22 protein-coding genes and 3 pseudogenes are annotated in these 24,691 nt (G+C 62.1%); 13 read left to right on the forward strand and 12 right to left on the reverse strand.

Annotated features, from left to right (window positions below):
* Window positions 1-517: 517 nt before the first annotated feature.
* Window positions 518-2,251: a chemotaxis protein gene (locus GHK62_RS03910; protein ID WP_184108785.1), complete on the forward strand. Its 1,734-nt coding sequence runs from the start codon at window positions 518-520 to the stop codon at window positions 2,249-2,251.
* A gap of 11 nt (window positions 2,252-2,262) precedes the next feature.
* Here GHK62_RS03910 and GHK62_RS03915 read toward each other — a convergent pair whose 3' ends face one another.
* From GHK62_RS03915 to GHK62_RS03955, 9 genes are all read right to left on the reverse strand, one after another.
* Window positions 2,263-2,982 (reverse strand): ParA family protein, encoded by a 720-nt coding sequence (locus tag GHK62_RS03915; protein ID WP_153437031.1) that lies wholly within the window; start codon window positions 2,980-2,982, stop codon window positions 2,263-2,265.
* A 119-nt stretch (window positions 2,983-3,101) separates the two neighbouring features.
* Window positions 3,102-4,193: a protein-glutamate methylesterase/protein-glutamine glutaminase gene (locus GHK62_RS03920; protein WP_184108787.1), complete on the reverse strand. Its 1,092-nt coding sequence runs from the start codon at window positions 4,191-4,193 to the stop codon at window positions 3,102-3,104.
* A 3-nt stretch (window positions 4,194-4,196) separates the two neighbouring features.
* Window positions 4,197-5,045: a CheR family methyltransferase gene (locus GHK62_RS03925; RefSeq protein WP_184108789.1), complete on the reverse strand. Its 849-nt coding sequence runs from the start codon at window positions 5,043-5,045 to the stop codon at window positions 4,197-4,199.
* Between the two features lie 12 nt (window positions 5,046-5,057).
* On the reverse strand, window positions 5,058-5,552 hold the full coding sequence (locus GHK62_RS03930) for a chemotaxis protein CheW (RefSeq protein ID WP_153437049.1): 495 nt from the start codon (window positions 5,550-5,552) through the stop codon (window positions 5,058-5,060).
* 2 nt (window positions 5,553-5,554) lie between these two features.
* Window positions 5,555-7,234, reverse strand: coding sequence for a methyl-accepting chemotaxis protein (locus tag GHK62_RS03935; protein ID WP_153437032.1), 1,680 nt, complete (start codon window positions 7,232-7,234; stop codon window positions 5,555-5,557).
* Between the two features lie 61 nt (window positions 7,235-7,295).
* Window positions 7,296-7,799 (reverse strand): chemotaxis protein CheW, encoded by a 504-nt coding sequence (locus GHK62_RS03940; protein WP_153437033.1) that lies wholly within the window; start codon window positions 7,797-7,799, stop codon window positions 7,296-7,298.
* Window positions 7,796-9,814: a chemotaxis protein CheA gene (locus tag GHK62_RS03945; protein ID WP_153437034.1), complete on the reverse strand. Its 2,019-nt coding sequence runs from the start codon at window positions 9,812-9,814 to the stop codon at window positions 7,796-7,798. The genes GHK62_RS03940 and GHK62_RS03945 overlap by 4 nt, the downstream gene beginning before the upstream one ends.
* On the reverse strand, window positions 9,811-10,179 hold the full coding sequence (locus GHK62_RS03950; RefSeq protein ID WP_153437035.1) for a response regulator: 369 nt from the start codon (window positions 10,177-10,179) through the stop codon (window positions 9,811-9,813). Before GHK62_RS03950 ends, GHK62_RS03945 begins: the two co-directional genes overlap by 4 nt.
* Window positions 10,176-10,508, reverse strand: coding sequence for an STAS domain-containing protein (locus GHK62_RS03955; RefSeq protein WP_153437036.1), 333 nt, complete (start codon window positions 10,506-10,508; stop codon window positions 10,176-10,178). Before GHK62_RS03955 ends, GHK62_RS03950 begins: the two co-directional genes overlap by 4 nt.
* A gap of 549 nt (window positions 10,509-11,057) precedes the next feature.
* Between GHK62_RS03955 and GHK62_RS03960 the strand changes: the two genes are divergently transcribed.
* The 5 genes and pseudogenes from GHK62_RS03960 (at window position 11,058) to GHK62_RS03980 (ending at window position 14,146) form a co-directional block, all read left to right on the forward strand.
* Complete coding sequence (locus tag GHK62_RS03960) at window positions 11,058-11,231, forward strand: hypothetical protein (RefSeq protein ID WP_153437037.1); 174 nt, start codon at window positions 11,058-11,060, stop codon at window positions 11,229-11,231.
* Window positions 11,232-11,410: 179 nt separating this feature from the next.
* Entirely contained in the window at window positions 11,411-12,367 is a 957-nt protein-coding gene (locus GHK62_RS03965; protein ID WP_153437038.1) for an AraC family transcriptional regulator, read from the forward strand.
* Window positions 12,368-12,377: 10 nt separating this feature from the next.
* Window positions 12,378-12,722: pseudogene (locus GHK62_RS03970) on the forward strand (nitroreductase family protein); the annotation flags it as partial.
* Window positions 12,723-12,756: 34 nt separating this feature from the next.
* Window positions 12,757-13,302, forward strand: a complete 546-nt coding sequence (locus tag GHK62_RS03975) for a carboxymuconolactone decarboxylase family protein (RefSeq protein ID WP_153437039.1) — start codon at window positions 12,757-12,759, stop codon at window positions 13,300-13,302.
* Window positions 13,303-13,450: 148 nt separating this feature from the next.
* Window positions 13,451-14,146, forward strand: coding sequence for a glutathione S-transferase N-terminal domain-containing protein (locus GHK62_RS03980; RefSeq protein ID WP_184108793.1), 696 nt, complete (start codon window positions 13,451-13,453; stop codon window positions 14,144-14,146).
* Between the two features lie 186 nt (window positions 14,147-14,332).
* On the opposite strand, the pseudogene GHK62_RS34050 reads toward GHK62_RS03980, so the two are convergent.
* A pseudogene (locus GHK62_RS34050) lies at window positions 14,333-14,488 on the reverse strand (DUF2255 family protein); the annotation flags it as partial.
* Window positions 14,489-14,608: 120 nt separating this feature from the next.
* On the opposite strand from GHK62_RS34050, the gene GHK62_RS03990 reads away from it, so the two are divergent.
* The 7 genes from GHK62_RS03990 (at window position 14,609) to GHK62_RS04020 (ending at window position 21,961) form a co-directional block, all read left to right on the forward strand.
* Entirely contained in the window at window positions 14,609-14,809 is a 201-nt protein-coding gene (locus GHK62_RS03990; RefSeq protein WP_153437040.1) for a cold-shock protein, read from the forward strand.
* Between the two features lie 947 nt (window positions 14,810-15,756).
* Window positions 15,757-16,431 (forward strand): spermine/spermidine synthase domain-containing protein, encoded by a 675-nt coding sequence (locus GHK62_RS03995; protein ID WP_153437041.1) that lies wholly within the window; start codon window positions 15,757-15,759, stop codon window positions 16,429-16,431.
* Between the two features lie 66 nt (window positions 16,432-16,497).
* The gene (locus tag GHK62_RS04000) at window positions 16,498-17,535 is read left to right on the forward strand and encodes a fatty acid desaturase (RefSeq protein ID WP_153437042.1); all 1,038 of its coding nucleotides are present in this window, start codon (window positions 16,498-16,500) and stop codon (window positions 17,533-17,535) included.
* A 346-nt stretch (window positions 17,536-17,881) separates the two neighbouring features.
* Window positions 17,882-19,261 carry an enoyl ACP reductase FabMG family protein gene (locus tag GHK62_RS04005; RefSeq protein ID WP_153437043.1) on the forward strand — a complete coding sequence of 460 codons (1,380 nt, stop codon included), beginning with the start codon at window positions 17,882-17,884 and terminating at the stop codon, window positions 19,259-19,261.
* Between the two features lie 355 nt (window positions 19,262-19,616).
* Window positions 19,617-19,862, forward strand: coding sequence for a type II toxin-antitoxin system MqsR family toxin (locus GHK62_RS04010; protein ID WP_153437044.1), 246 nt, complete (start codon window positions 19,617-19,619; stop codon window positions 19,860-19,862).
* A 62-nt stretch (window positions 19,863-19,924) separates the two neighbouring features.
* Entirely contained in the window at window positions 19,925-20,356 is a 432-nt protein-coding gene (locus GHK62_RS04015; RefSeq protein WP_153437045.1) for a type II toxin-antitoxin system MqsA family antitoxin, read from the forward strand.
* 468 nt (window positions 20,357-20,824) lie between these two features.
* Complete coding sequence (locus GHK62_RS04020; protein ID WP_234886758.1) at window positions 20,825-21,961, forward strand: FAD-dependent oxidoreductase; 1,137 nt, start codon at window positions 20,825-20,827, stop codon at window positions 21,959-21,961.
* A 512-nt stretch (window positions 21,962-22,473) separates the two neighbouring features.
* On the opposite strand, the pseudogene GHK62_RS04025 reads toward GHK62_RS04020, so the two are convergent.
* Both GHK62_RS04025 and GHK62_RS04030 read right to left on the reverse strand, forming a co-directional pair.
* Window positions 22,474-23,660: pseudogene (locus tag GHK62_RS04025) on the reverse strand (IS91 family transposase).
* Between the two features lie 13 nt (window positions 23,661-23,673).
* A complete protein-coding gene (locus tag GHK62_RS04030) occupies window positions 23,674-24,561 on the reverse strand; it encodes a tyrosine-type recombinase/integrase (protein ID WP_153437046.1) in 888 nt (295 codons plus the stop codon).
* Between the last annotated feature and the right edge of the window lie 130 nt (window positions 24,562-24,691).

Consider the following 24,691-nt stretch of genomic DNA (forward strand, 5'->3'; position numbering starts at 1 on the left):
ATTCTTTGAATGGGGTCATTGGCGACTGCAGTCGGTTCCCGAATTCGCTGCCTTGGTGCACAAGGAGCGCGTGTGGAGACCTTGCTGTTCAGCACGTGGCAGATGGCTAACCTTTACCAGCATCTTTTGGATGATGTTCGCGTCGCGGTGCCCCCAACGGCCAGCTCGCAGCAATCGCGGGACCAATGGCAATCGCCAAGGGACGAAGGGGTCGCGCGAGGAAATGGGAGTCTCGGCGTGTTTTCAGATGACTTGTTCTTTCGCAACGGGCAAAACTTGACACGTACCGTCTGGATCCGCCGATGAATCCACCCAGTCCCGCCCGGTCCTATAAGGCGGCCAGTCCTTAAGCTTTACAGTCGGGGGTATGGAGATTTGAAGTGTCCTCGCGGAGGGCGATTGAGTTGCACTGAACGGCTATTCAGGCCGGAAGACAGAAACTGTTAATCCTGTCGTTTTACGTCGCGTTCTCACATTTTCCCTATACGTTGAGTTGTATCAAGGGACGGACGAAAACGTGGCGCTCGCAATTCAGACATCTTCTCCCGCCTCCGTCAGTCGTGCGGATCTGATCGAGAGGCTTTCGCTCGCACATGCCCGAATCGAGGCCTCTTTCATCGAAGGTGGTGCAACGCTGGTCGCGGTGATGGAAATGATCACCGGTCTCATCGACACGCTTGATCGCTTCACCCGCATGCTCGATGGCGAGACGACCGCTGCGACCATCACTGGGCTCCAGAGGACTGTCGCCGACCTCGCCAACCTGCCAGATCTCGCGGCCTCCCGTCAGGCCGCCTTTGATGAGATTTCGCAGCGCTGCGCCGACGCCTTCCGGCACGTCGAGGAGATGCGCGAGACCTTCCGCTATCTGAAGGTCTTCGCGACGACGGTGAAGATCACGGGGGCAAGCATCGCCGAGTTTGCCGACTTCGCCGACGAGATTCGCGAGCGCATCCACTCCGGCGCAGAGGAAATCAACTATTTCGCCGCGAAGCTTGACCGGATGCGCGGCGAGCTGGCCGCCGCTAGGAATTTCTCCGCCGGCATTCGCGACGAGTTCCGCGTAACGATTCCGGAAATCGTCGCCAATCTCGACGAAAACGCGCGGCGCCTGAAGGCGCAGCACGAGAGGATGGCCGCACTGGCCGCCGAGGTGAAAACTGTCGCTCAGGCGGTCCAGGGCAAAATCGCCACCACGCTTTCCGCGTTGCAGATCGGCGATATCACCCGGCAACGCATCGAACATGTCCTGAGCAGTTTCCTCCATCTCGACGCGTTCCTTTCGTCCGCGGACGGTCAAGGTCTCGTCACGGTTGAGGTAAGTGGCGTTGAGGCAACCATTTTCCATCTGGCCCATGCGCAGCTCGACGTAACGCTGGCCGACTTCCGACAGAAATGCGCAAGCATTTTTGCCACGATCGCCTCCTTCAGCGCCGATGCCTCCCGCATTCTGGCGCTGCGTGACGATATTGCCGGCTACCGCGGGGATCCTGACGCAAGCATCCTCAAGGCGATGGAGTACGATATCGGCCATGCCTGCGACCTGGTTTCCCGCGTCGAAGGCCGCAGCCAGGATTCGACCGCGCTCGTCGGCTCAGTCACCGGTGCAGTCCAATCCCTTATCGCCTCGATCGAGACGATCCGCTCGATCAAGACCGACATCCACTACATGGCACTGAACTCTAACCTGCGTTGCTCGCGACTGGGCGACGAGGGGCGCTCCGTCAACGTCGTCAGCGGGGAATTGCGCACCTTCGCCGGCAGGCTCGAAACCCCGGCGGACGAGGTCGTCGACGACATGCGCCGGGTCGAGCGCGCGGCGGAAACGCTGGGCTCTGGCCCGAGGAGCGACCTGTCGAACTTCGGCACGCCGCTCGCCGAGGCCCGCGGGGCCGTCGCCTCGGTGCTGGAGGAGATGAATAGCAGCCTTGCCGCCCTCGGCGCCGAAGGCGACGCCGTTTTCGGGCGCATCGCGGCTGCTGTCCGCACGCTCGATTTCGAAAACAATCTAGGCGAGGTCCTGGACGGCTGCGTGGCGATCGCCGCCGAGCTGGCCGGCGCATCGGAGCCGCCCGCGCCCATTCCTGCGGCGGAAAGCCTCCGCCAGCGCATCTATGCCGACTACACGATGGCGCAGGAGCGCGATATCCACCGCGGCATTTTCCCCTCGGCCGTGCTCGACGCCATGCCGCAACCGACGGTGGGCGCCTCGCAGAGCGACGAGGACCTCTTCGAAGACGCGCTATTTTGATGACATCGGCGTCAGGCGGCCGCCGCCTGCGCCTGGTGGTCGTCCTCTGCTGCGACGTAGGATAGCGGACGAGCCGGCACAAGAGCCAGCATCTCGTCGGCAAAACGCTCCGCATTGTCGATCGCCTTTTCGAGATTGCTGACCCGGTTGCGATCCATCCGATGCAGGAACGTCCTGCATTCGAACATGTCGCGATAGGCGGCGCGCTCGATGATCGGCGTGTCGAGCATGCGCACGTGCCGTTCGGCCAACAGCGTCTTTACAGCTTGGAGCGCCCTTGTCGTGACCATCGAGTTGACGCGCGAAAGGAGCACGGAGTGCGGGATGCGGATATTCGCTCTGCGGTCGAGGTAGTTCAGGAGCTCCAGGACCTGCGCGCCGCCCTGCGCGTCCATCGAACTGCCCTGGATCGGGATCAGCACATGGTCCGAGAGACCGAGCGCGGTTGCAAGCAGCGGCGATTGCGCCCCCGGCAGGTCGACGATGACATGATCGCTTATCGGTCGATATTCCGCGATCGTCCGCGGCAGCGAGGCAGGCGTCACATAGGTCGCGACCGTGAGAGTGTCGGTCGCCTCGACGCCGTCGAACCAGCGCGAAATCCAACGCTGTGGATCCGTATCGATGATCGAGACACGATGCCCCCGTCGGACAAGCTCTGTCGCCAGAAGCAGCACTGCCGTCGTCTTCCCGGCGCCGCCCTTGGTATTCGCGAAAGTGATGACGGGCATGGCGAAACCTCGTGCTGGCCTGCGGAGCTGATCATCGCTCGTGCGCTGCACCGGTTGCATGGTGCGGAGCCATCTTCGGGATTTATGGTTAACGGCCCGTAAAAGAGGCGAAACCTTCGCTACCGGCGGCGGTCTTCCGCCAGAATTTCAGGCGCGATCTGGTGAAGCGGCACGATGCGATCGACCCCGCCGCGTGCGATCGCCTCCTTCGGCATGCCGAAGACGATGGAGGTGGCCTCGTCCTGGGCAACCGTGTAGGCGCCGGCCTGATGCATCTCCAGAATGCCGCGCGCGCCATCGTCACCCATGCCCGTCATGATGACCGCCATGGCGTTCGCGCCAGCCGCACGCGCGGCGGAACGGAAGAGCACGTCCACGGACGGGCGGTGCCGCGATACCAGGGGACCGCTGCGCACCGAGACGTGGTAACGGGCTCCCTGTCTTTCAAGCAGCACGTGCCGGTCGCCGGGCGCAATCAGCACATGACCCCTGAGCACCGGGTCGCCGTCTGCCGCTTCCTTGACATCGACCTCGCACAGGCCGTTCAGGCGCTGCGCAAAGGCGGCGGTAAACCGCTCCGGCATGTGCTGCACGATGACGATGCCCGGTGAATTGACCGGCAGTCTTTCCAGCATCTCGCGCAGCGCCTCGGTGCCTCCGGTCGATGCGCCGACGCAGACCACCATCTCCGTGGTCCTTGCCATCGCTTTGCCGGAAGGCGGGGGAAGCATTGCGTCCGCGGTGAGTTTCTCGGTTGGACCCGAGGCGGCGGCCGAATACGCCATGGCCGGCCGTCCTCGCAAGCGGGCATGCGCCGCCCCTTTGACGACCTCGCAAATGCGCGTCGCCTGCTCGGCGAGATAGTCCGCAACACCGATCCGCGGCTTCAGGATCACGTCGACGGCACCCGCCTCTATCGCCTGCATAAGCGTTTCCGTCCCCTCTTCGGTCAGCGACGAACACATGACCACGGGAATCGGCCGCTGCGCCATCAGCATGCGCAGGAAGGTGATCCCATCCATGCGCGGCATCTCGACGTCGAGGGTGATGACGTCCGGGATCTCCTCTTGGATCCGCCGCGCGGCCATGAAGGGATCCGAGGCCGCCCCCATGACCTCGATGTCGGGGTCGGTTTGAAGCACAGAGGCCAGTGTCTGCCGCACGCTTGCGGAATCGTCGATGATGAGAACGCGGATTTTCTTCGCTGCCACGTCTCACTCCCTGACGAAGATGGTGTTGGCGAGCTGCCGCAACGGGAGTTCCATAGCGGCGATCGACTCCGAATGGCCGATGAAGAGATAGCCGCCGGGCAGCAGGCATTCGCAAACCTGTTGCAGCACGTGCAATTGCGTCTTCTTGTCGAAGTAGATCAGCACGTTCCGACAGAAGATCATGTGCATCGGGTCGCCGATCTTGTAGACCGGGTCCATGAGATTGAGCCGCATGAAGCCCACGTGCGAGCGCAGCCGTGGGGAGATGCGCACGACGCGACGGCTCGCATCCTTGGCCTGCATGACGTAGCGGTGCATCATGTCGGGCGGCACCGGATCGACCATTTCGGCCGGGTAGACGCCCCGGCGTGCCCGTTCCAACACGTCCGTCGACAGATCGGTCGCGAGAATGGAATAATCCGGCCCGCCCGCGTCCCGCCGGTAGTCCTCCAACACCATGGCCATGGTGTAGGGTTCGGCCCCGACGGAACAGGCCGAGCTCCAGGCGCGTATCTTGCGCATTCCCTTCTCATGCAACGCCGGAAGCGCGACGTCGCGCATGTAGTCGAAATGATTGGGCTCGCGGAAGAAATCCGTCTTGTTGGTGGTCACCGCATCGATGAGAAGAACCGCTTCGTGCGCCAGTCCGTTGCGATCGAAGAGGAAGTCGCAATAGTCGTCGAAGGTCGAAATGCCGGTGGCCCGCAGCCGGCGGCGCAGACGCCCCTCGAGCATGGTGATCTTTGTCTGCGGCATCTTGATGCCGCTGTAGTCGAAGATATAGGTCGCCAACCGCTTGAAGTTGCGCTGGCTCAAGCGGTCATCATAGGGAAATGCCTGTGCAACAGCCACGGGTCTGCACCGTCACGCTACCGCCTGCGCGCCGCCCGCCACCGAGGCGAGCGCCGACCCGCTGTCGGAGAAGAGGCGGGCGAGGTCGATAATGACGACGAAGCCGCCCTCCCGCCGAACCACGCCCTGGATATAATCCGAGCGCCAGCGAACGCCGATATCGGGCGCACCCTCGATGCTGTCATGACGGAACGGCGTGACCTCGAACACCTTGTCCGCGACTAGGCCGAGGGCGAGCACCTTGTTCCCGAGCGGAATGTCGAGCACAAGGATGCGGGTATGCGGCGTCCGCATCGCCTTCGGCATGTCGAGCTTGAGCCGGAGGTCGATCACCGGCACGCCCTGCCCGCGCACGTCTCTCAAGCCCAGAAGATAATGAGGCCCGTGCGGGATCTTGAACGGCTCCTCGTAGTCGAGGATCTCACGGACCGCCTCGACTGGGACTGCGAAGACTTCCTCGCCGAGACTGAAGGTGACGAATTGCGATTCTGAGGCGTTGCGGCTCATGGTCATGCGCTCTGCCTGAAATCCGCATCCTCGTCGTCAGGGCCGCCCATGGACATGTCGAGGGCGAAGCCCTTCGCGCGCGCCTGCTGGGCGGCGACGCTCTGGCCGGCGACGGGCTTGCGTACCGTCGTGCGCGCCGGGGCCGCTTGCATTGCAACAGGCTTTGCCACAAACTGCTGGCGCACATGGCCGTTTTCCACCCGGAAGAAGGCGATGGATGCCTGGAGTTCCTCCGCCTGGGCGGCGAGTTCCTCCGAAGTCGCCGACATCTCTTCCGAAGCGCCGGCGTTTTGCTGGGTCACCTTGTCGAGCTGCTGGATCGCCTCGTTGATCTGGGCGGCGCCGATGTCCTGCTCGCGGCAGGCGGCGGAGATTTCCGCGACCAGTTCGGCCGTCTTGCGAATATCGGGGACCAGGCGGTTCAGCATGTCGCCGGCATCGGTCGCGACCTGGACGGTCTCGCCGGAGAGCGCGCTGATCTCGGCCGCTGCAGCCTGCGAGCGCTCGGCGAGCTTGCGGACTTCCGAGGCGACGACCGCGAAGCCCTTGCCGTGTTCGCCGGCGCGTGCAGCCTCGACGGCGGCGTTGAGCGCGAGCAGGTCGGTCTGGCGGGCGATCTCCTGAACGATCGAGATCTTCTCAGCGATCGTCCGCATGGCGCCGACGGCGCGGCCGACGGCTTCACCGCTCGCTTCGGCATCCTTGGCCGACTGGCGGGCAATCTTTTCCGTCTGGGCGGCATTGTCGGCATTCTGCTTGATGTTCGCAGCCATCTCTTCCATCGAGGCAGAGGCTTCCTCCGCGGAAGACGCCTGCTCGGTTGCACCCTGCGAGAGCTGCTCCGAGCTCGAGGACAGTTCCTGGCTGCCGGAGGAGACGTTGCTCGAGGCGGCGAGCGCGTCCGCCACGACGCCGCGCAACCGCTCGATCATGCCGTTGACGTGGCCAAGCAGGTCGCCGATCTCGTCCTTCGTCGTGATCTCTGCCGTGCGCGTGAGATCGCCCTCGGCAACATTGCGCACCGCCGCGGTCGCGCGGGCGAGGCCGCGGCTGATCGTCAGCGAAATCCAGACGGCTGCAAACAGCGCGATGATGACGGCCGCGGCAGCGACGCCGATCATGATGCCGCGGGTCGAAGCGTAAAGGCTCTCGGTTTCCTTGTTCGCCTCGACAAGCTGCTGCCTGGACAGGACGACGAGTTCATCGACTGCCGCGTCCAGCCCGTTCGCAACCTCGCGCGCCTCGGTGACGGAGACTCTCAGCGCCTGATCGAGGGCACCCGACTGGACAAAGGCGCGGATGCGGTCGTCAGCCGCATTCGCATTTTCGGAGAGCTCCTTGATTTTCAGCCAGCGCGGCTTTCCCTGCTCGGTTGCAATGCCGAGCGCCGTTTCCAGCGCTTCCTTCAATTCGGCGCGTGCCGCATCGCCCTTGACGCGCGCCCCTTCGATTTCCTGCGGCGTCGTCGCGGCGATCATGTTTTTCTGCTGACGGATTGCTTGCAGTTGGGCGATGCTGATGTTCTGGACCAGTTCCAGGCGGGCGACCGGCCCCTGCGTCATCTCGGTCATCGCGTGGTTGAGCTGGCGGAGGCTCATCACGCCGTAGACTGCTGTCGCAATAAGCAGGAGGATCAGGAAGGCGAAGGCCATTCCCAGCTTGAGCTTGATCGTGAATTTCATGGTCGTCACCAATATCCTGTGTGGCTGTTGACGCTGGAGGTTTGACCCGGGCTGATGGGGCTCAAGTCCCCGTCCGGTCCGCCTGCGAAAGGAAGATCGCGTTAAGGTTCGGGATGATGATGAACTGCCCGTCGCGCTTGACGAGGCAGTCGATGTAATCGGGGCGCCAGCGCATACCGACGCTGGGCGGTGCTTCGCTTGCCGCTTTCGGAAGCGTCGTCACCTCGTAGACACGGTCAGTCCGAATGCCGATCAGCGTCGGCTCTCCGTCGATGGCCAGTTCGATCACGACGATGCGGCTGTCGATGGTGGCGGCCGCCGTTTCCATGCCGAAAGCGAGCCGGATATCGGCAAGCGGAATCACCTTGCCGCGAAAGTTGATGACGCTGCCGACGAACACCTTCGCGCCGGGAACACGGGTCTCGGGCAAGAGATCGAGGATTTCCTGCACGACCGTCGCCTTGATCGCGAAGGTCTCGCCATTGAGATTGAAGGTCAGTACGGCGAGTTCGTCCTCGCCACCCCAAGGGTTTTCAAAATCGGCTTTTGCCGGTGCGATGGTCATCCTGCCGCCCGCAATTGCGCCTCCTGTTGTTGCCCGACATTGACGAGATGGGTCACGTCCAGGATGAGGGCCACGCTTCCGTCACCGAGTATCGTCGCGCCGGAGAAGGTGACGACATCGTCATGGAGCTTCGACATCGACTTGATCACCGTCTGGTGGTCGCCGATGATCTGGTCCACCACGAGCCCGACGCGCTCGTTGCCGGTCGAGATGACCACCACCTTCTGGTGCGGATCGGGGGCGGTACCGGTGCGGAAAAGGTCCCGCAGCCGAAGGAAGGGCACGAGGCTGTCGCGCAGCGAGATGAAGCTGCGTCCGCGCGAGCGCAGATCGTCCTCCAGCGACAATTCGAGGCATTCCTCGACCGCGGAGAGCGGGATGACGTAACAGCCGGCGCCGACCCGGACGAGCAGCCCGTCGATGATCGCGAGCGTGAGCGGAATGCGGAGCGCGATTTCCGATCCTTGGCCCGGCTCGCTGCGGATATCGATGACGCCACGCAGCGCCTCCACTGTTTTCTTGACCACATCCATGCCCACGCCGCGGCCCGAAAGGTTGGTGACCTGCGCGGCCGTCGAGAAGCCCGGCTGAAAGATGAGCTGCAGCAGTTCCTGGTCCATGAGCTGCTGCCCCGCCTGAATGAGACCGGAGGCCTCCGCCTTGGCCCGGACCCGCTCGCGGTTCACGCCGCGGCCGTCGTCCTTGATGGTGATGACGACTTCGCCGCCCGACTGCCGTGCCGAAAGAATGATGCGCCCCACCCGATCCTTGCCGGCGGCGGCGCGCTCCTCGGGTGGCTCCAGCCCATGATCGATCGAGTTGCGCACGAGATGCACGAGTGGGTCGGCCAGCCGCTCGATCACGGTCTTGTCGACCTCCGTCGTCTCGCCCTCCGTTTCCAGTTCGATGAGCTTGCCGGTCTCCCGCGCAAGATCGTGCACAAGGCGGCGGAAGCGGCCGAACAGGCTGCCGACCGGCACCATGCGGAGCACCATCATCGTGTCGCGCAACTCGCCCGAGAGCCGCTCCACATCCTCCGAAACCGAGCGCAGGTGGATGTCGGCGCTGGAATTGGCAAGCTGCGAGAGCCGCGACTGGGCGATCACCAGTTCGCCCACCCGGTCCATCAGCTCATCGAGGCGTTCGGCCGGCACGCGCACATTCTCGGTTGCCTTGCCTTGCTTTGCCTCGGGCGAGACGGTGGCCGGCACGGCCTTGGCGGTAATCTCGGGAGCAGTTTGCAAACGCACGGCTTCATCGGTCGGGGCGTGCGGCCTCGGCCGCGATCCCGCGTCCGGCGCGGACGCGAGGGGCTCAAGATGAAGCTCCATCTCGTCCATCACGAAGATGAAGACATCTTCGATGGCCGAACGCGGCTCGGCAGTGGTAAGCGTGACGTGCCAGGAGAGATGGAGATCGAGCGGTTCCAGTCGGTCGAGGCCCGGCACTGCCGAAGAATCGACCCTGACGGTGCAGTCGCCGAGCTCGCGCAGTTCGTCGAGCAGCGCCAACGGATTGGTTCCGTTTGCCATCGCATTGGCCGGCAGGCGGAACCGCATGTTCCAGCTCGTGGCCTCTCTTTCCGCAAGCTGGCGCAGGGCCGGCTCGAGCGGCGGCATCACGACGAGGGCACGTCCGGCCTGGGCGCCGACCGCTGCGTGGAGTTTCGCAAGCAGGCAATTGCCCGTCTCCTCGTGGTCGCCCGCCGGACGTTCCACCAGGGCCTTCATGTGGTCCTGCGCCTCCAGGACGCAAGCGACAAGCTCGGCGCTGGCCGGCACCTCGCCCTTGCGCACCCGGTCGAAGGCCGTCTCGCAGTGATGGGTGAAGGCGGCAAGCGCCTCGAAGCCGAACATCGCGCCCGAGCCCTTCAGCGTGTGCAGCCCGCGGAACACGGCATCGATCTGGTTCTGGTCGGAAAGATTATCGAGAAGATCGAGCAGTCCGCTCTCGATCTGTTCGAAAAGCTCGGCCGCTTCCGTCCTGAAGACCTGGATCGGGTCCAGTGTTGTCATCTGCCGAGCACCTTCCGCGCGATCTTGACGAGCTGTTCAGGGTCGAAGGGCTTGGTGATCCAGCCGGTGGCACCGGCCGCCTTGGCGCGGGTCTTCATCTCGGCGTCGGATTCGGTGGTCAGGAAGATGATCGGGACGCCGGCATGGGCCGGCGAGCGGCGCAGTGCCTCGATCATCGCGAGGCCGTTCATGTTCGGCATGTTGAGGTCGGTAACGATCATGTCGAACTGCCCGGCCTGCGCCTTGCTCAACCCGTCTAGGCCGTCAACAGCCTCCGTCACCCGGAAGCCGGCACCGGTCAGCGCTACCCTCGTGGTCAGCCGGATGCTCGCGGAATCGTCGACGGTGAGAATATGGGCACTCATTGTTGTTCCTTCCGATGAAACCAAAATTCGCGGTCCTCAGGGTTCATCTTCGTGAGAAAGCCACCGCGCTCCAGCGTCGAAAGGAGAGCGCCTTCGGCCGGCCGGCTGAGGCCGAAGGCGCGACCTAGGGTGGCAGCGTAGCGCCGAGTGGCCTCTACGAGTTGAACGAAGCTGAGGTCGACCTCGGCGTTCGCGGGCACGGTGATCGCCAGCCTTCCGGCCTTCTCGAAAGCAGAGAGAAGTTCATCGCGAAGTGCGCCGCCGTGGCGTATCGTCAGCGCTGGTGGAAGCTCCAGCTTTTGGGTGATTTCCGCATCCGGATCGGTCATAGGTGACGGTTCCAAGTTCAGTCGTTACATGCGACATTGCCGGCGCTCGGACAGCATTTCCTCTACGCCGCCTCATGCGACGGTGATTGCCAACAGGACACCTGGTCGGCGGTTGGGTCGACCGTCGGGGAAGACAACTTCTGCTGCCAATACAAATTGTATATCCGACATGGCGAGACCCTGAAGAGAGCTCGCCTGCTGGACAAGAATTGCTCCTCCCTCGCGCACCGGAATAAGTGCACATAGTCGGACGATCGCGCGCGGAGAGCACAACGTCTTTCAAAATCAACTATTTACAAGGACAGGACCGTTCGCCCAGCGGTTCCACATCATGTGGAGGGGGTGGCGATATCGCTTTTGAATAAACTCGCGACTCGACCACGTTTGGTTGCAACACGTTTGCGTGCAACTGCTTAATACACACTTAACGCCTAGCCCGTCCTCCCATTTTTTTGCTTGACTGACCTAGAGGCGCGCTCAGGTGACGGACGCGGTTCCCAATCGCCGCCCTGTACTGGTCGGTCGACCGGCGAGGTAAAGGTCCTCGGCATGAAGGCCGTCCAGCTCGCTTTTGAAAAAAGCTTCGAAATCCATTGTCACAGGCCCGACCTACGACCGCGTCGCCTCAACATGGAAATTGAGCAAGATGTCGACGCCGACGAACATTCCATCCGCCCAGTCGCCGATGTCGACCTTGTAGTCGATCCTGTTGAGTTTGACTGATCCGTCTGCGACCGGTGACGACCTGGTCGGGACGCACGCTTAGCTCTGTGACCCGTGGATTTTCGAGAACAAGACCACGCAAAAAGAGGTCGCGCGGCGGGTTTTGGAGTGTGGCCGACAAGTACAACCGGTGCGCAACTACGATAAGATGCTTGAGCGTTTCAAGTCCCCGAGGTCCTATGTCCCAAGTCGACTGGCTAAGCCATCTCTTGCAAATGATCACCATCACCGGCCAGCTGGAGGTCCGCTGCGCCTACGGTGCGCCATGGCGTGTGGCCTGGCCCCGGTCGGCGGCGCACGAGATTCCCTACCACGTCGTGCTCAAGGGCCGAGCCATTATCGAGAATCCAGAGACGAAGACGGCCAAGGAGCTGGTGGGCGGAGATATCGTGCTGTTGCCTCACGGGTCGGCGCACGTGCTGCACGATGGCAGCGGCCAGGCGCCGGGCCGTACCTACCAACGCCGGGGCTCCGCCGGATGGACGCTCAGTGAGAATGATGGACAGGGCGAGCATCTAGATCTGCTGTGTGGGCGATTTTTCATCGGGCCGCCTCATGATCGGCTGATCCGCAATTACCTACCCACGAATCTGGTGGTACGGGCCATGGACAGCCATGGTGAGGAGGGTATTGGGTCCGCTTCGAACCATCTGGCCAGTCTCGTAGAACTGATGCGGATGGAGTCCGCTGGCGACAAAGCGGGAGGACGCGCCATTCTCAACGCGCTTTCTTCGGCCCTGTTCACACTGGTACTGCGTGCTGCAAGCGAATCCGAGCAAGCCCCAGCAGGCCTGTTGGCACTGGCCGGCCATCCACGGCTGGCCCCGGCAATTTCAGCTTTGTTCGCCGATCCGACGCGGCCCTGGAAGTTGACCGATCTGGCCGACTTGTGCAGCATGTCACGCGCCACCTTCATGCGGCACTTTCAGGACAAGCTGGGACGCTCGGCCGCCGACCTATTGACGGACATCCGGATGAGCCTGGCCGCCAACGAGCTAAAGAAGCCGGCGATGACCACCGAGGCCGTGGCCGAGTCGGTCGGGTATCAATCCCTATCGGCATTTCGGCGTGTGTTCACCGAACGGATGGGGATGACGCCGGGGGAATGGCGCCGACTGGCACACCAGGGCGAGTAGACGCGCGATACCACAGCGCCTGGCACCGGTGGTGGAAGCAGGCATCATGCCGGCACACTTGGTGCCGGATTGGGAACTTCCCGCGCGCGGTCTGTATTTCGAGCAGCCGCAGCGCCAGCGCGACGAGGCGGTACGCTCCGCCACCTTTGGCGCCGCGGCGATAATCTACGCGGCCCGCTCGCTGGGTCTGGGTTCGACGCCGATGATCGGTTTCGACGACGTTGCGGTGCACCGCGAGTTCGGCCTGGCCGAGGACGAAGTGCCGGTCATGCTGTTGACCGTAGGGCCGGAGCGCGCTGGGAACTGGCCGCAGAAGCCGCGCCTGCCGGTGGCCGATGTGCTGGACTTCGCATAATCCTTTTTCAACTCAAGAACTTATGGAGATTGCAATGGCGAGAGCTGTAGCCTTAACGCCGGACCAGGTGCCGGCCGAATCGAAACCGACCCTCGATGCGTTCACCAAGAACATCGGGTTCACCCCAAATATGATGGCGACCTTTGCGGCGAGCCCGATCGCATTCAACGCGTGGGCGACCCTGCTTGGCTCCCTGAGCAAAACGCTCGACGTGAGAACACGCGATAGTATCGGCCTCGCTGTCTCCGAAGTGAACGGTTGCAACTATTGCCTGACGGTTCACAGCTTCACCGCCGAACATATGGCCAAGCTGCCGGCCGATGAAATCATACTGGCTCGGAAGGGCCATGCCAGCGACCCGAAGCGGGACGCCGCCGTCCAGTTCGCGCGCAGAGTCATCGAGACCCGAGGGCAGGTCACTGACGCCGATCTGAAAGCGGTCCGCGATGCCGGCTACACGGATGCGAACATCATCGAAATCGTCGCGCTGGTGGCCATGTACTCCCTGACGAACTTTTTCAATAACGTGTTCGATCCCGAGAAGGACTTTCCGGCCGTTACACCGGCCGGCTCGATCTGAACGCAATCTGCTCGCATCGATCATCTCGACGGTGCTCGGAGGTGCCATCTGATGCAAGCGTAACGCCAAAGCCCGGATGCACCCAGGAAAGAATCTTGGAAACGCGTCCGGGCTTTTCATATGAGCCGAAAAGTATAGGAGGAATAAAGTGACACTCAATCATCCAATTTTCACGCGCTGGCCGGCGCAGTACCCCGATCGGCTGCAACTCTTTTCCGCCCCGACGCCCAATGGGGTGAAGGTCGGCATCATGCTCGAGGAAACGGGCCTCGCCTACGAGCCGCACCGGATCGACATCATGGCGAACGAAAGCCACGACCCGGCCTTTCTCGCGCTCAACCCCAACGGCAAGATTCCCGCGATCTACGACCCCGACGGACCGGTCGGCACGCCGCTCGCGCTGTTCGAATCGGGCGCGATCCTCCTCTATCTTGCCGACAAGACGGGACAATTCATCTCGGCCGATCCGAACACCCGCTACGAAACGATCCAGTGGGTGATGTGGCAGATGGGCGGAGTCGGGCCGATGTTCGGCCAGGTCGGCTTCTTCAACAAATTCGCCGGCAAGGCCTACGAGGACAAGCGCCCGCGCGACCGCTACGCAACCGAATCAGCGCGACTGCTCGGAGTCCTCGATGAACGGCTTGCGGGTCGCGACTGGGTGATGGGCGCTGACTACAGCATCGCCGATATTTCGCTGCTCGGTTGGGTGCGCAACCTGATCGGCTTTTACGAAGCGCGCGAGCTCGTCGGCTTTGACCGCTTTCTTCATGTGCAGGCATGGCTCGACCGGGGCCTCGCGCGTCCGGCGGTGCAGCGCGGGCTGGAAGTGACGGCGGCCTAGAGGCTGTTAGGACTTGTGAGTCTTAAGGATTCAAAGGTTTGTGTGGAACTCCTTCGCAAGCCTTACATCTGGCGTATCCGATGAGGCGCTCCCAGCGCACCCCGATCGCCGAGCGTCTCAAGCGATCGGGTCCACTACCGGGCAGAACCGGTGGATATGAAAGTTTGCGCTTCTGCATTCCGCCTCCTATTTCTTTGGAACGATCTTCACGGTCGCCGCGTGGGCGCGGTCGCCGATCGTCGGCGCGAGGTAGGCACTCGCGGCGTATTTGGCACGGTAGGCCTCGTCGATACGGTCGTTGAGAGCACCGTCGACGGGTTCGAAAGTCACCTCCTTCGTGAGCACGGAAGGTACATTCTCTTTTCAAGTGTCCCTCGAGAGCAAACGGAGGCATTGCGGCCACCGCCTCGCGCCTATAGGTTTTCGGCCCATCGTTCATCGCTGAATTCTGGAGATCAAATCATGGCGAACGGCACAGTCAAATTCTTCAACAACGAGAAGGGGTTCGGCTTCATCACGCCCGAGAATGGTGGAAGCGACGTTTTCGTCCATATTTCCGCAGTGCAGGGTGGCACTCTGAGCGACGGACAGCGCGTCAGCTACGACTTGGGTCAGGATCGCAAGACCGGGAAATCCAAGGCAGAAAATGTCCGCGTGCTCTAATACATTCTCCGAGCGCCTGGCAGACGCTGGCGCTCGTACCTCCCTATCACGCTGATCCAGCGTCCTGACTGACTTCAGCGCCGCAGCAACCCTTGAAATCACGGTCTTGCAGGGAGTGGGTCCGCGGAGCGTGTTTGTCAGAGGCTCGCAATCGTAAGCGAGACTCGCCAATGCGTGCCGGGACGCGCGGCTGCGTATGATTAAGGCCGGCACCATCATCGTTCTCGACTAGCGCTCCATGGTCGATCGTACCGCGAAAAACCCTGCTCGGACCGCGCGGACATCAACGTCAGCAATTCGGCCAGCATCCCGGCCGACTTCGTCCCCTCCAACAAGGCAGAGGGTTTCGATACCAATAGCACGGTCACTTCATGCGACCGAACCTTGAACTCCCCTTTTGCTGGACGGGACCCTGGCAGCTACTAGTGCGATAAGGCGCCGCTGCCCGCGGGTCATCTCATCGGCACGCGCGTCCGCGGCTGCGCAACAGCCTCCGTATAGGGTCGGTGAAAAAGTGTGGCCTAGTGGGACGGGTTGGCGCATTGGTTTCCAAACAGCGCATCGTTCGATTTGTCGGCTGAAGTCCAATCGCCGACAACAAGACGTGCTTCCCGGACGACGAACCATGCTGAACTTCATCGCTTTCGCGCTTCGCACTTCGAGCTGGCGTCACACCGAAGCCGGCATGGTGAAAATGAGTGGGCCGATGCTCGGCGCCTTCGCCTCGACTGACAATCCGCTGGCCGTGATGCCGGCATGCCGGCGGAGACAGGGAAACCGAAGGCAATGTTCGTCGGCTGCAGCTTCCCCTCGCAAATCCGAGAGGAACGAGAAACCCAGTCGAGAACAGCCGGTTTGCATTCAATTCTACTATTCACCGATAATGTGATGTCTTCGGCACGACCGCCATGCTACGAGGCCTCTCAACAACACAATGAGATGGCCCAATGCTTCCCTGGATTCACCTTGATCGCGCGACCATTCCCGGTGATGTCGGCGAGCTGCGCCTGAAGCAGCGCGGTCGCGAATTTTCGATCATGCTCGGCTCGACGGAGCTCATGAACAGTAGGCTAAGCGGCTCGGAAGAGGCACTGGCAGCGCTTAGCTGCGAGCGGATTGCCGGCCGGAAAAACCCCAGCATGCTCGTCGGTGGCCTCGGCATGGGGTTTACATTGCGGGCCGCTCTGAACGTGCTTCCTCAAGACGCAAATGTCATTGTCGCCGAACTCGTTCCCGCTGTCGTCGAATGGGCGCGGGGACCTTTGGCAGATCTCCACGACGGCACACTCGACGATCCACGTGTCGATATCCATCTCGGTGACGTCGGCGCGCTCATCCGATCGAAGAAGGCGGCATTTGATGCGATTCTGCTTGATGTCGACAACGGCCCCGATGGACTGACGCGCACCTCCAACGACAATTTATATAGTCACGACGGTGTTCGGGCCGCCAAGGCTGCCCTCCGCCCGAACGGTGTGCTTGCCGTCTGGTCATCCGCGCCGGATCGCGCTTTCACGCGCCGATTGCGTGAGGTTGGCTTCGCTACCGACGAAGTGAGCGTGCGCGCCAACGGTAAGAACGGTGGTGCCCGCCACGTAGTGTGGATGGCGACCAGGCGCTAGCACCATCAAACGCATCAACTTGGTTCCCCAGCCGCTCGGGACATTACCGGAAGACGCTAACTGCCGATGAACTCGATAAACGCAATCGCCCCCAACGGCGCCGATCGTGAAAAAGCCTGGCTTAAGATCCTATCCGCCTATCGCAAGCCCCATCTTGGCCGAAGCACTTTCGAACTGGCCGTGACCCTCGTTCCGTTTGCTCTCCTGTGGGCCGGCGCATGGGCCTCGATGCACTTCGGTTTTTGGCTGGGCATGATCCTCATCATTCCTGCGGCGGGATTTCTCTTGCGCCTCTTCATGCTGCAACATGACTGCGGCCATGGCTCCTTCTTCGGCCGGCGCCGCTTGGATGACTGGACGGGCCGGGCAATCGGCGTGCTGACATTGACACCATACGACTACTGGCGTCGCGCCCATGCGGAACACCACGCCTCGGCCGGCAATCTCAACGAGCGGGGTGTCGGTGACATCACGACGCTCACGGTCGCGGAATATGAGAGGTCGACGCGCTGGCAACGGCTCGGCTACCGCCTTTATCGCCACCCACTCGTCATGTTCGGCATGGGCCCCGCCTGGCTCTTCATTTTCAAGCAAAGGCTGCCGTTCGGCATGATGAGGTCCGGAGCGCTGCCATGGATCTCGACGATGGCAACGAATGCCGCTATCGCCGCGCTCGCCGCCCTGCTTGTCTGGATAGCCGGCCCTGTTCCGTTCCTCGTGATCCATCTGCCGATCGTGCTCGTTGCCGGAGCGGCAGGTGTCTGGCTGTTCTACGTCCAGCACCAGTTCGAAGACACCCATTGGTCGAGGCCCCCGGAGTGGACGTTCCAGTACGCGGCCATATACGGTGCTTCGCACTACGACTTGCCCCAGCCTTTGCGTTGGCTAACCGGCAATATCGGGATACATCACATCCACCACCTCTCGAGCCGTGTTCCCTTCTACAGGCTTCCAGAGGTTCTGCGTGATTATCCTGAACTGGGAGACTTGGGACGCATCACGATCAAGGAGAGTCTCAGCTGCGTGAAGCTCATTCTGTGGGACGAAGCATCACAACAGTTGGTTTCGCTGCGGGAAGCAGAAGCGCGCCGCATCGCCAAATGAAATTGATCACAACCCCGGGCGCCGCCCTGGCGGGAGGGCCAGCGCTCCGGCCCAGAGACCGGTCGTAACGACCAGCGGGCCTTTGACAGCGCCGATTGCCTCCGCAACTATCCCTAGAAGACGCATTGCCAGCCAATCATTTCGGTATCGGCACGCCGTCCTCCAATGGCCTCTGCATTTACCTGCTTTATCCGGTTCAGATACCGAGAAGTCCTTACGGGGACTTCACGCTTTGAAATGAACGGTCACTTAAAATGACTTCCCATTACGGGTCAGTGCGGTCATGTGATTATCGAAGCTCGTCTGAGCCACCGCTCGACGACTAACGGACCAAAGAGCTGACTGCATGGAAAACCCGGTCGCATTGACTCGCATCGCCGAAAACAGCGTTTTTCGTAAAGGTGATGTTTTCGTCCTCTTCGGCGAACTATTCGGTCGCGGATATGCGACTGGCTTGCTCGACGAAGCCCGGCGGGCTGGAATGGAGATCGTGGGCATCACGGTCGGGCGGCGCGACGAGAACAACGCATTGCGGCCTCTGGACGCCGAGGAACTCTCTGCCGCCGAGGACCGACTGGGCGGCAGGATTATCAACATACCTCTTACGGCTGGCTTCGATCTCGACGCTCCGACAGGATGCCCCACTCCGACGGATCTCCTCGCAACAATGACGCTGGAGAGCTGGGAACATGACAGGCTCGACTGGGACTACATTGAGCAGTGCCGGGACATCGCCACTTCACGGTTCACGAATTCGCTTTCACAGGTGATGGCCGTTCTCGACGGAATGATTGCCGACGGCCGCAATGTCTTCTTCGCCCATACAATGGCCGGAGGCATCCCGAAAGCGAAGGTATTCCTGGTTGTTGCCAATCGAATCTACAAGGGACGTGGTCCCCGCCACATGTCGTCGCAAGCGCTGCTCGACAGCGATATGGGCAAGCTCACCCTGCAGAATTTCGACGAAGTCACCGCAATCACCTTTCGACATCTTATCGACTTCAGCGCGGCGATCCGTGAGCGCGTTGAGGCTTCGGGTGGTCAGGTGCGGTACACTGCCTACGGTTACCATGGAACTGCAATCCTGATTGACGGGAGCTATCGTTGGCAGACCTACACCAACTACACCCAAGGCTACGCCAAGATGCGGCTCGAAAGCATCGCGGAGGAAGCCTGGGCAGCGGGTGTCAAGGCAACCGTCTATAACTGTCCCGAAATCCGAACCAATTCGTCCGACGTATTTACGGGTATCGAACTTCCCCTGATACCGCTGCTACTCGCCTTGAAGAAAGAGAACGGTGGCCAATGGGCAGAGGACCAATGGCAGGCATGCCAACAGCTTCTGGCAGACGGTTTCACGATGAAGGATGTGTTCCAAAAAATTACCGATATGCAGGCCAACAAGGTCATGCGTCCGTTTTACGACTTCTCGGCGTGGCCCATGGCAAACAGCCAAGCACAGGCCGATCTGACCATCGGCACCTCCAACGAGATCACACAGATGCATCGGGACAGCAACGCGATGATCAGCGACCTCCTGAGTGCTCTCGTGGTGGAGGCGACCGGGCAGCTAATTTTTGGCGAGTCCTCAGATCCCTCCGGCCCCATCCAGTGGCTCAACCACGATATCGTGGCGCGCCGACTTAACGCTTCCCACCTGCAAAGGAAGTCTCCCGCGCCGTTGATCGCGCAAGGGGCGAAAGACTCTGAGCTTGAGTTGGCCTGACAGCCTCCCAATCTAGCTCGCTAGCCTCGGCGACTTAAGGGCGGCTTTCCCCTGCATGGTGGCCGTTCGTCCTAGATGTGGCGGGTCACCACTCAACACCCGCCTGAGAAGATCGATGGATGGCCGCTGATGCGACCTCCGCCCTCGGAAGCCGACTGTGCATCCAATCCCGTTCACGTCGAAAAAACGCGTGACAGGGCCTCGCGAGTACGATTTCTCGTGCAATGATCACAAGACTCGGTCCCTTGGCGTGGTGAGAACTACCTTCGCGGCGAGCCGTGCATGGGCCAATCGCGCACTTCTACAAGCCTCACACGACCCCTTGAAACGCCACCATTAAGGTGGCATGTGGGGCATGGAGAAGTCACGCCCGACCTACGATCTCGAGGCAATCAAGACAGCGCTCGGATCGGTCGAGACGCTTGCGATGACCTCAACCGCGCTACGAAATACCACAGCATTGGGATTCGACCGGGCGGGTGTTGTGGAAACGATCGCCGGGATCGAGCGGCGGATGTTTTATAAGTCGATGACGACCTTTGCGGATCATCGCGTTTGGCAGGACGTTTATCATGTGCCAGCACGCGGAATGGTTCTCTAGGTGAAGTTCCAAGCGGACGTCATCACCGAATTCGTGGTCATGTCTTTCAAGGAGAAATGAGCATGGCAGTATCGAAGAGGGATCTGCCCGACACGATGGTCTCCCCCGAGACCGGCAAGACGCTACGCCGCGGGGTGCGCCCCTTCGTGATCACCTATAAGGGCAAGAGCAAAACCATCGAACTTCCGGGATACTATCTGGAAAACGGTGACGAAGGCATTCATGTGGGTGACGACATGGCCGTTACCGACGCGGTCTTAAGGGCATTGGAGGAGGAGGTCGAAGGTATTCCCTCGCCTGCCACTATAAAACGAGTACGCAAGAAACTGAAACTGTCTCAGCGTGAGGCTGGCGTCCTGCTCAAGGTTGGGGAAAATGCCTTCGACAAGTACGAGCGGGGCTTGGTCGAGCCGAGCGGCCCGACCAGCCAGTTGTTACGTCTACTCGATCATCATCCCGAGCTGATCGAGGAACTCCGTCAAGGTGCCGCCTAGTCGCTCACAATGCCGGTGTGGAGCGACGCAGTTCCCGACGATACCTATGCGATCCTGTTAGCCCAGAACGTGAACATCTTCGCAACAAGCCGTGTGCAGGGCTTGTGAAGAACGGCTCGCTTCGACCCCTTGCTGACCTTCCCTCCGGAGAATTTGAAGGGGACGCCCTGGGGCTTAGCCGCCGTTCGGAGTGCTCAAGACGAACGACCGGTCTCGTGAAGGAAGCGGACGTCGGCCCCGATCGTTGAAGCCGACGAGGGCGCCAACGTCGAGCTTGGCGGAGCAGACACCCGACTTGCTTTATTGGGTGCAAAGCCGTAAGACCTGCATGTCGCGAAAAACGATGCCCGCATCGCTGGGCTTCGCGCGCACGCCGACCGTTTCGCGGTCGGCCAGCGGCTCCAACAGACAAGCCTGACCACAGGTTAGGCTCGCGATCTCGCGCTCCGTCGGCGCGGACCGCAAGACATGGAGCGCGGTATGCAGCATCCCATCACGATCGTCGGCGCAGGTTTGGGTGGCCTCACCCTGGCCCGCATTCTCCATCTCAATGGCATCGCCGCCGTGATCTACGAGGCAGAGGTATCGCCCAGCGCCCGCGCGCAGGGCGGGCTGCTCGACATGCATGAAGCTACCGGCCAGCATGCCCTAAGGGCGGCCGGTCTGTTCGAGCAGTTCGAGCGGCTCGTGCGTCCCAGCGAGGACGCGAAGCGCGTCGTCGATCGAGACGGCACAGTGCTGCTCGACAAGCCCGGTAATCCCTTCAGCAAGCGGCCGGAGGTGGACCGCGGTGAGCTGCGGAAGATGCTGATCGATGCCCTGCCGCAGGGCACGATCCATTGGGACCACAAGGTCGCGTCGGTGTCGTCGAGAGGCGACGGCCGAAACGAGCTCCGATTCGTCGACGGCACTGACGTGACCACGTCGCTGCTCGTAGGCGCCGATGGCGCGTGGTCGAGGGTGCAGCCGCTCCTGTCCGAGGCGAAGCCTGAATATACCGGCACCTGCTTCATCGAGACCCATCTGTCGGCGGACGATCCGCGCAGCGTCGCAAACGCTGAGATCATCGGCACTGGCACGCTGATGGCAGTGGCGCCGGGCAAGGGCATTCTGGCCCATCGCAACGCCGACGGCAGTGTTCACGTCTATGTTGCGATCAACAAGCCGGAAAGCTGGGCATCAAGCATTGACTTCACGGAGGCGCGCGCCGGTCTCGCCCGGGTCGCCGAGCAGTTCGACGGTTGGGCCGCGCCGCTGGTCGCGCTGATCACAAACACCGCTATCTCGCCCGTGATACGGCCGATCTACGCGCTGCCGGTCGACCACCGCTGGCGCCGCAGGCCAGGAGCGACGCTGCTCGGCGACGCCGCGCACCTAATGTCTCCCTTCGCTGGTGAAGGCGCCAACTTGGCGATGTATGACGCCGCTGAGCTGGCTCTTGCGATCACCGTCAAAAACGACAACGAAGCCGCCATCGCCGAATACGAACAGCGTCTGTTCCCTCGCAGCACCAGCGTTGCGCAAACCAGCGCGCAGAACCTCGCTCGGTTCTTCGGACCCGAGGCTCCTCAGAGCGTCGCCGAGCTCTTCAGCGCCTTGGGCTGAGATCCCAACTGCTCTTGCCAATCGCCCGTTGACCTGAATAGCAGACAGGCCGCGCGAATTGTTCAAGCTGACGAGCGAAAGACTGTCAGGAGCAGACGTCTGGGCAGCGACCGTCGAACGTTCGACAATGGCGCTTCCCGCCGGTTCAGGTTGACGGCAGCAATGTGAGGTTTCCTGAAGGTTTTTCGATGCGGGCCGCAGCGCGACGTTTGCCGCTGGCGTTGGGCGGCCCGCGTTGACAAACCTTGGAAGGAGGAAGCCGCGGAGGCTGGGTGGGACCTATGGGGAAAGCGCGGGGCCGCGGGCGTCTGTTGTGGACTTCGGCGCTGCCGACAGACGCAAAGGCGCCGACCCGAGGGTGTGGGAGGCGATGATCGGAAGCAGATCTGGCGGTCTCGTTGGTGCCGATTTCGACGCTTTTGCGATGCTCAGTGTTATTGGGCGCAAAGCGATCCGATCCCGGAATGCAGAGTGTTTTCGGGTCGGCTTTGGCCAATGTGACGGGCACCTTGTCATGCGGCCTGCTTTCTCGGTGGCGCCCGGGCTCTGGGTTTCTGACCGCGTCGGAAGATCTCGATGATGCGCATCGGGCCACCGCACTCGGGGCATGGCTGTCTCAGAGTGAGCGGGATCGTCTCAGCGCTTGGCGGATCATTGTGTTTGGCCGTTTCCGCTCCGAGCAGAGCGCGGATCTTTGCGACCTTGGTCTTGCGGCCCGCACTGGCGAGCAGGCCGTAATGGCGGATGCGGTGGAAACCGTCGGGCAGCACATGGAGCAGGAAGCGGCGGATGAACTCGTCGGTGGCCAGCCGCATCACCTTCTGACGGTCGCCGGTCTTGATCCGGTAGTCCTTCCAGCGGAAGGTGACGGTCTCGGCATCGGCGCTGATCAGACGGCTGTTGGAGATCGCCACCCGGTGGGTATAGCGGCTGAGATAGGCGAGCACCGCTTCGGGACCGCCGAACGGCGGCTTGGCATAGACGACCCATTCTGATTTGCGCACAGCCAGGCGGCGAACGCGTCAGCCTCTGCGAGAGCTGTCAGATCAGCGTAGAACCTCAGATCGCCGGCGCAATGCAGTGCCCGCAGCCCTGCGATAAACAACCGCCGGAACAGTCGCGACAGAACCCGCACCGGCAGGAAGAACCCGGGGCGGCATGAGATCCACCGCGTGCCATCCGGCGACAGCCCGCCGCCGGGCACGATGATGTGCACATGCGGGTGATGGATCAGCGCCGATCCCCAGGTGTGTAGCACGCTGGTCATGCCGATGTGCGCGCCAAGCTGCCGGGGATCGGCGGCGATAGTGCTCAGCGTCTCGGCCGATACCCGAAACAGCAGGTCGTAGACAGCTTTCTTGTTCCAGTAAGCGATCTGCGCGATCTCGGCCGGCAGGGTGAAGACCACGTGGAAATACTCGACCGACAGCAGGTCTTCGGCGCGGGCGGCCATCCAGTCGCGCGCCGCGGGGCCCTGGCACTTCGGACAGTGCCGGTTCTTGCAGGAATTATAGGCGATGTGGTTATGCCCGCACTTGGTGCAAGCCGCCACATGCCCGCCGAGCGCCTCGGTTCGGCAGGCTTCGATCGCCGCCATGACCTTGAGCTGGGTCAGGCTGACATGCCCGGCATTGGCTCGCCGCCACGCAGGCCCATAGGCTCGGAAGATGTCAGCGATCTCCAGCTTTTGCCGGGGCACCCCGGCGCGCGCTTCATTCCAGCCGACGCCTCAGGGTGAGATCCTCCAACTGCTTCAGGCGCTCGAACGGGCTGATGGTGTCGCGGATCAACTTGGTGGCGACGTGGGTGTAGCGGGCGGTGCTGCTCAGCTTGGCATGGCCGAGCAGAACCTGGATCACCCGCACGTCGGTGTTCGCCTCCAGCAGATGCGTGGCGAAGCTGTGGCGCAGGGTATGCAGCGTTGCGGGCTTGGCGATGCCCGCCATGTGCTTGGCCGCGGTGAAGGCCCGGTTGAGCTGGCGCGGCGAGATCGGATTGATCTTCGGCTTGCCGGGAAACAACCATCCCCGCGGACGCGCCTCCCGCCAGTAATCGCGCAGCAGATCCAGCAAGCCCGGCGATAGCATGGCCTTGCGATCCTTGCCGCCCTTGCCTTCTTCGACGTGGATCAGCATGCGCTCGCTGTCGATGTCAGTGACCTTGAGGTGGCACACCTCCGACGCCCGCAGCCCGGCGCCATAGCTGATGCTGAGCGCCGCCCGATACTTCAGCCCGGGCCCGGGAGCCGCGGCCAGCAGGTCGGCGACCTCCTCGACGCTCAAGACGACCGGCAGCTTCTGCGGTTTGCGTTGGAACTGCATGTACCGCTTCATCTCCTCGCGCCCGCAGGTGATCCCGAAAAAGAACCTGAGCGCGATGATCCGGACATTGAATGTCGAGGGCGTCACCCCGGCATTGGTCATGTGTAGCTGGTAGGCCCGCAACTCCTCCGGCGTCGCCGTGTCGGGTGAGCGCCCCAGAAAGGCCGCGAAATCCTTGATCGCCCGGATGTGGCCTTGCTGCGCCTTGTCGCCCATCCCGCGGATGCGCATGTCCTCGATCATCCGCTCACGCAGCGCGGTGGTCTTCTCCTCTGTCATCGGACCCTCCTGTCCATCAGATTGAGAAGTCTCAATCGTCAGGCCAGGAACCCGAGACACAAAGAACCGACGTCGATCAGGAAACGCACCGCCAGCCACAAGCGCCATTGCCGCGCGAGCGGCTTAGTCC

Source organism: Sinorhizobium terangae, assembly GCF_009601505.1.
Lineage (GTDB): Bacteria > Pseudomonadota > Alphaproteobacteria > Rhizobiales > Rhizobiaceae > Sinorhizobium > Sinorhizobium terangae.

Bases quoted from the DNA above. Each gene is read 5' to 3' on its own strand.
- GHK62_RS03915 (WP_153437031.1), bottom strand. From the start codon at position 2,982: ATGCCCGTCATCACTTTCGCGAATACCAAGGGCGGCGCCGGGAAGACG.
- GHK62_RS03930 (WP_153437049.1), bottom strand. From the start codon at position 5,552: ATGAGCCGCAACGCCTCAGAATCGCAATTCGTCACCTTCAGTCTCGGC.
- GHK62_RS03935 (WP_153437032.1), bottom strand. From the start codon at position 7,234: ATGAAATTCACGATCAAGCTCAAGCTGGGAATGGCCTTCGCCTTCCTG.
- GHK62_RS03940 (WP_153437033.1), bottom strand. From the start codon at position 7,799: ATGACCATCGCACCGGCAAAAGCCGATTTTGAAAACCCTTGGGGTGGC.
- GHK62_RS03945 (WP_153437034.1), bottom strand. From the start codon at position 9,814: ATGACAACACTGGACCCGATCCAGGTCTTCAGGACGGAAGCGGCCGAG.
- GHK62_RS03950 (WP_153437035.1), bottom strand. From the start codon at position 10,179: ATGAGTGCCCATATTCTCACCGTCGACGATTCCGCGAGCATCCGGCTG.
- GHK62_RS03955 (WP_153437036.1), bottom strand. From the start codon at position 10,508: ATGACCGATCCGGATGCGGAAATCACCCAAAAGCTGGAGCTTCCACCA.
- GHK62_RS03960 (WP_153437037.1), top strand. From the start codon at position 11,058: ATGAAGGCCGTCCAGCTCGCTTTTGAAAAAAGCTTCGAAATCCATTGT.
- GHK62_RS03965 (WP_153437038.1), top strand. From the start codon at position 11,411: ATGTCCCAAGTCGACTGGCTAAGCCATCTCTTGCAAATGATCACCATC.
- GHK62_RS03975 (WP_153437039.1), top strand. From the start codon at position 12,757: ATGGCGAGAGCTGTAGCCTTAACGCCGGACCAGGTGCCGGCCGAATCG.
- GHK62_RS03990 (WP_153437040.1), top strand. From the start codon at position 14,609: ATGGCGAACGGCACAGTCAAATTCTTCAACAACGAGAAGGGGTTCGGC.
- GHK62_RS03995 (WP_153437041.1), top strand. From the start codon at position 15,757: ATGCTTCCCTGGATTCACCTTGATCGCGCGACCATTCCCGGTGATGTC.
- GHK62_RS04000 (WP_153437042.1), top strand. From the start codon at position 16,498: ATGAACTCGATAAACGCAATCGCCCCCAACGGCGCCGATCGTGAAAAA.
- GHK62_RS04005 (WP_153437043.1), top strand. From the start codon at position 17,882: ATGGAAAACCCGGTCGCATTGACTCGCATCGCCGAAAACAGCGTTTTT.
- GHK62_RS04010 (WP_153437044.1), top strand. From the start codon at position 19,617: ATGGAGAAGTCACGCCCGACCTACGATCTCGAGGCAATCAAGACAGCG.
- GHK62_RS04015 (WP_153437045.1), top strand. From the start codon at position 19,925: ATGGCAGTATCGAAGAGGGATCTGCCCGACACGATGGTCTCCCCCGAG.
- GHK62_RS04020 (WP_234886758.1), top strand. From the start codon at position 20,825: ATGGAGCGCGGTATGCAGCATCCCATCACGATCGTCGGCGCAGGTTTG.
- GHK62_RS04030 (WP_153437046.1), bottom strand. From the start codon at position 24,561: ATGACAGAGGAGAAGACCACCGCGCTGCGTGAGCGGATGATCGAGGAC.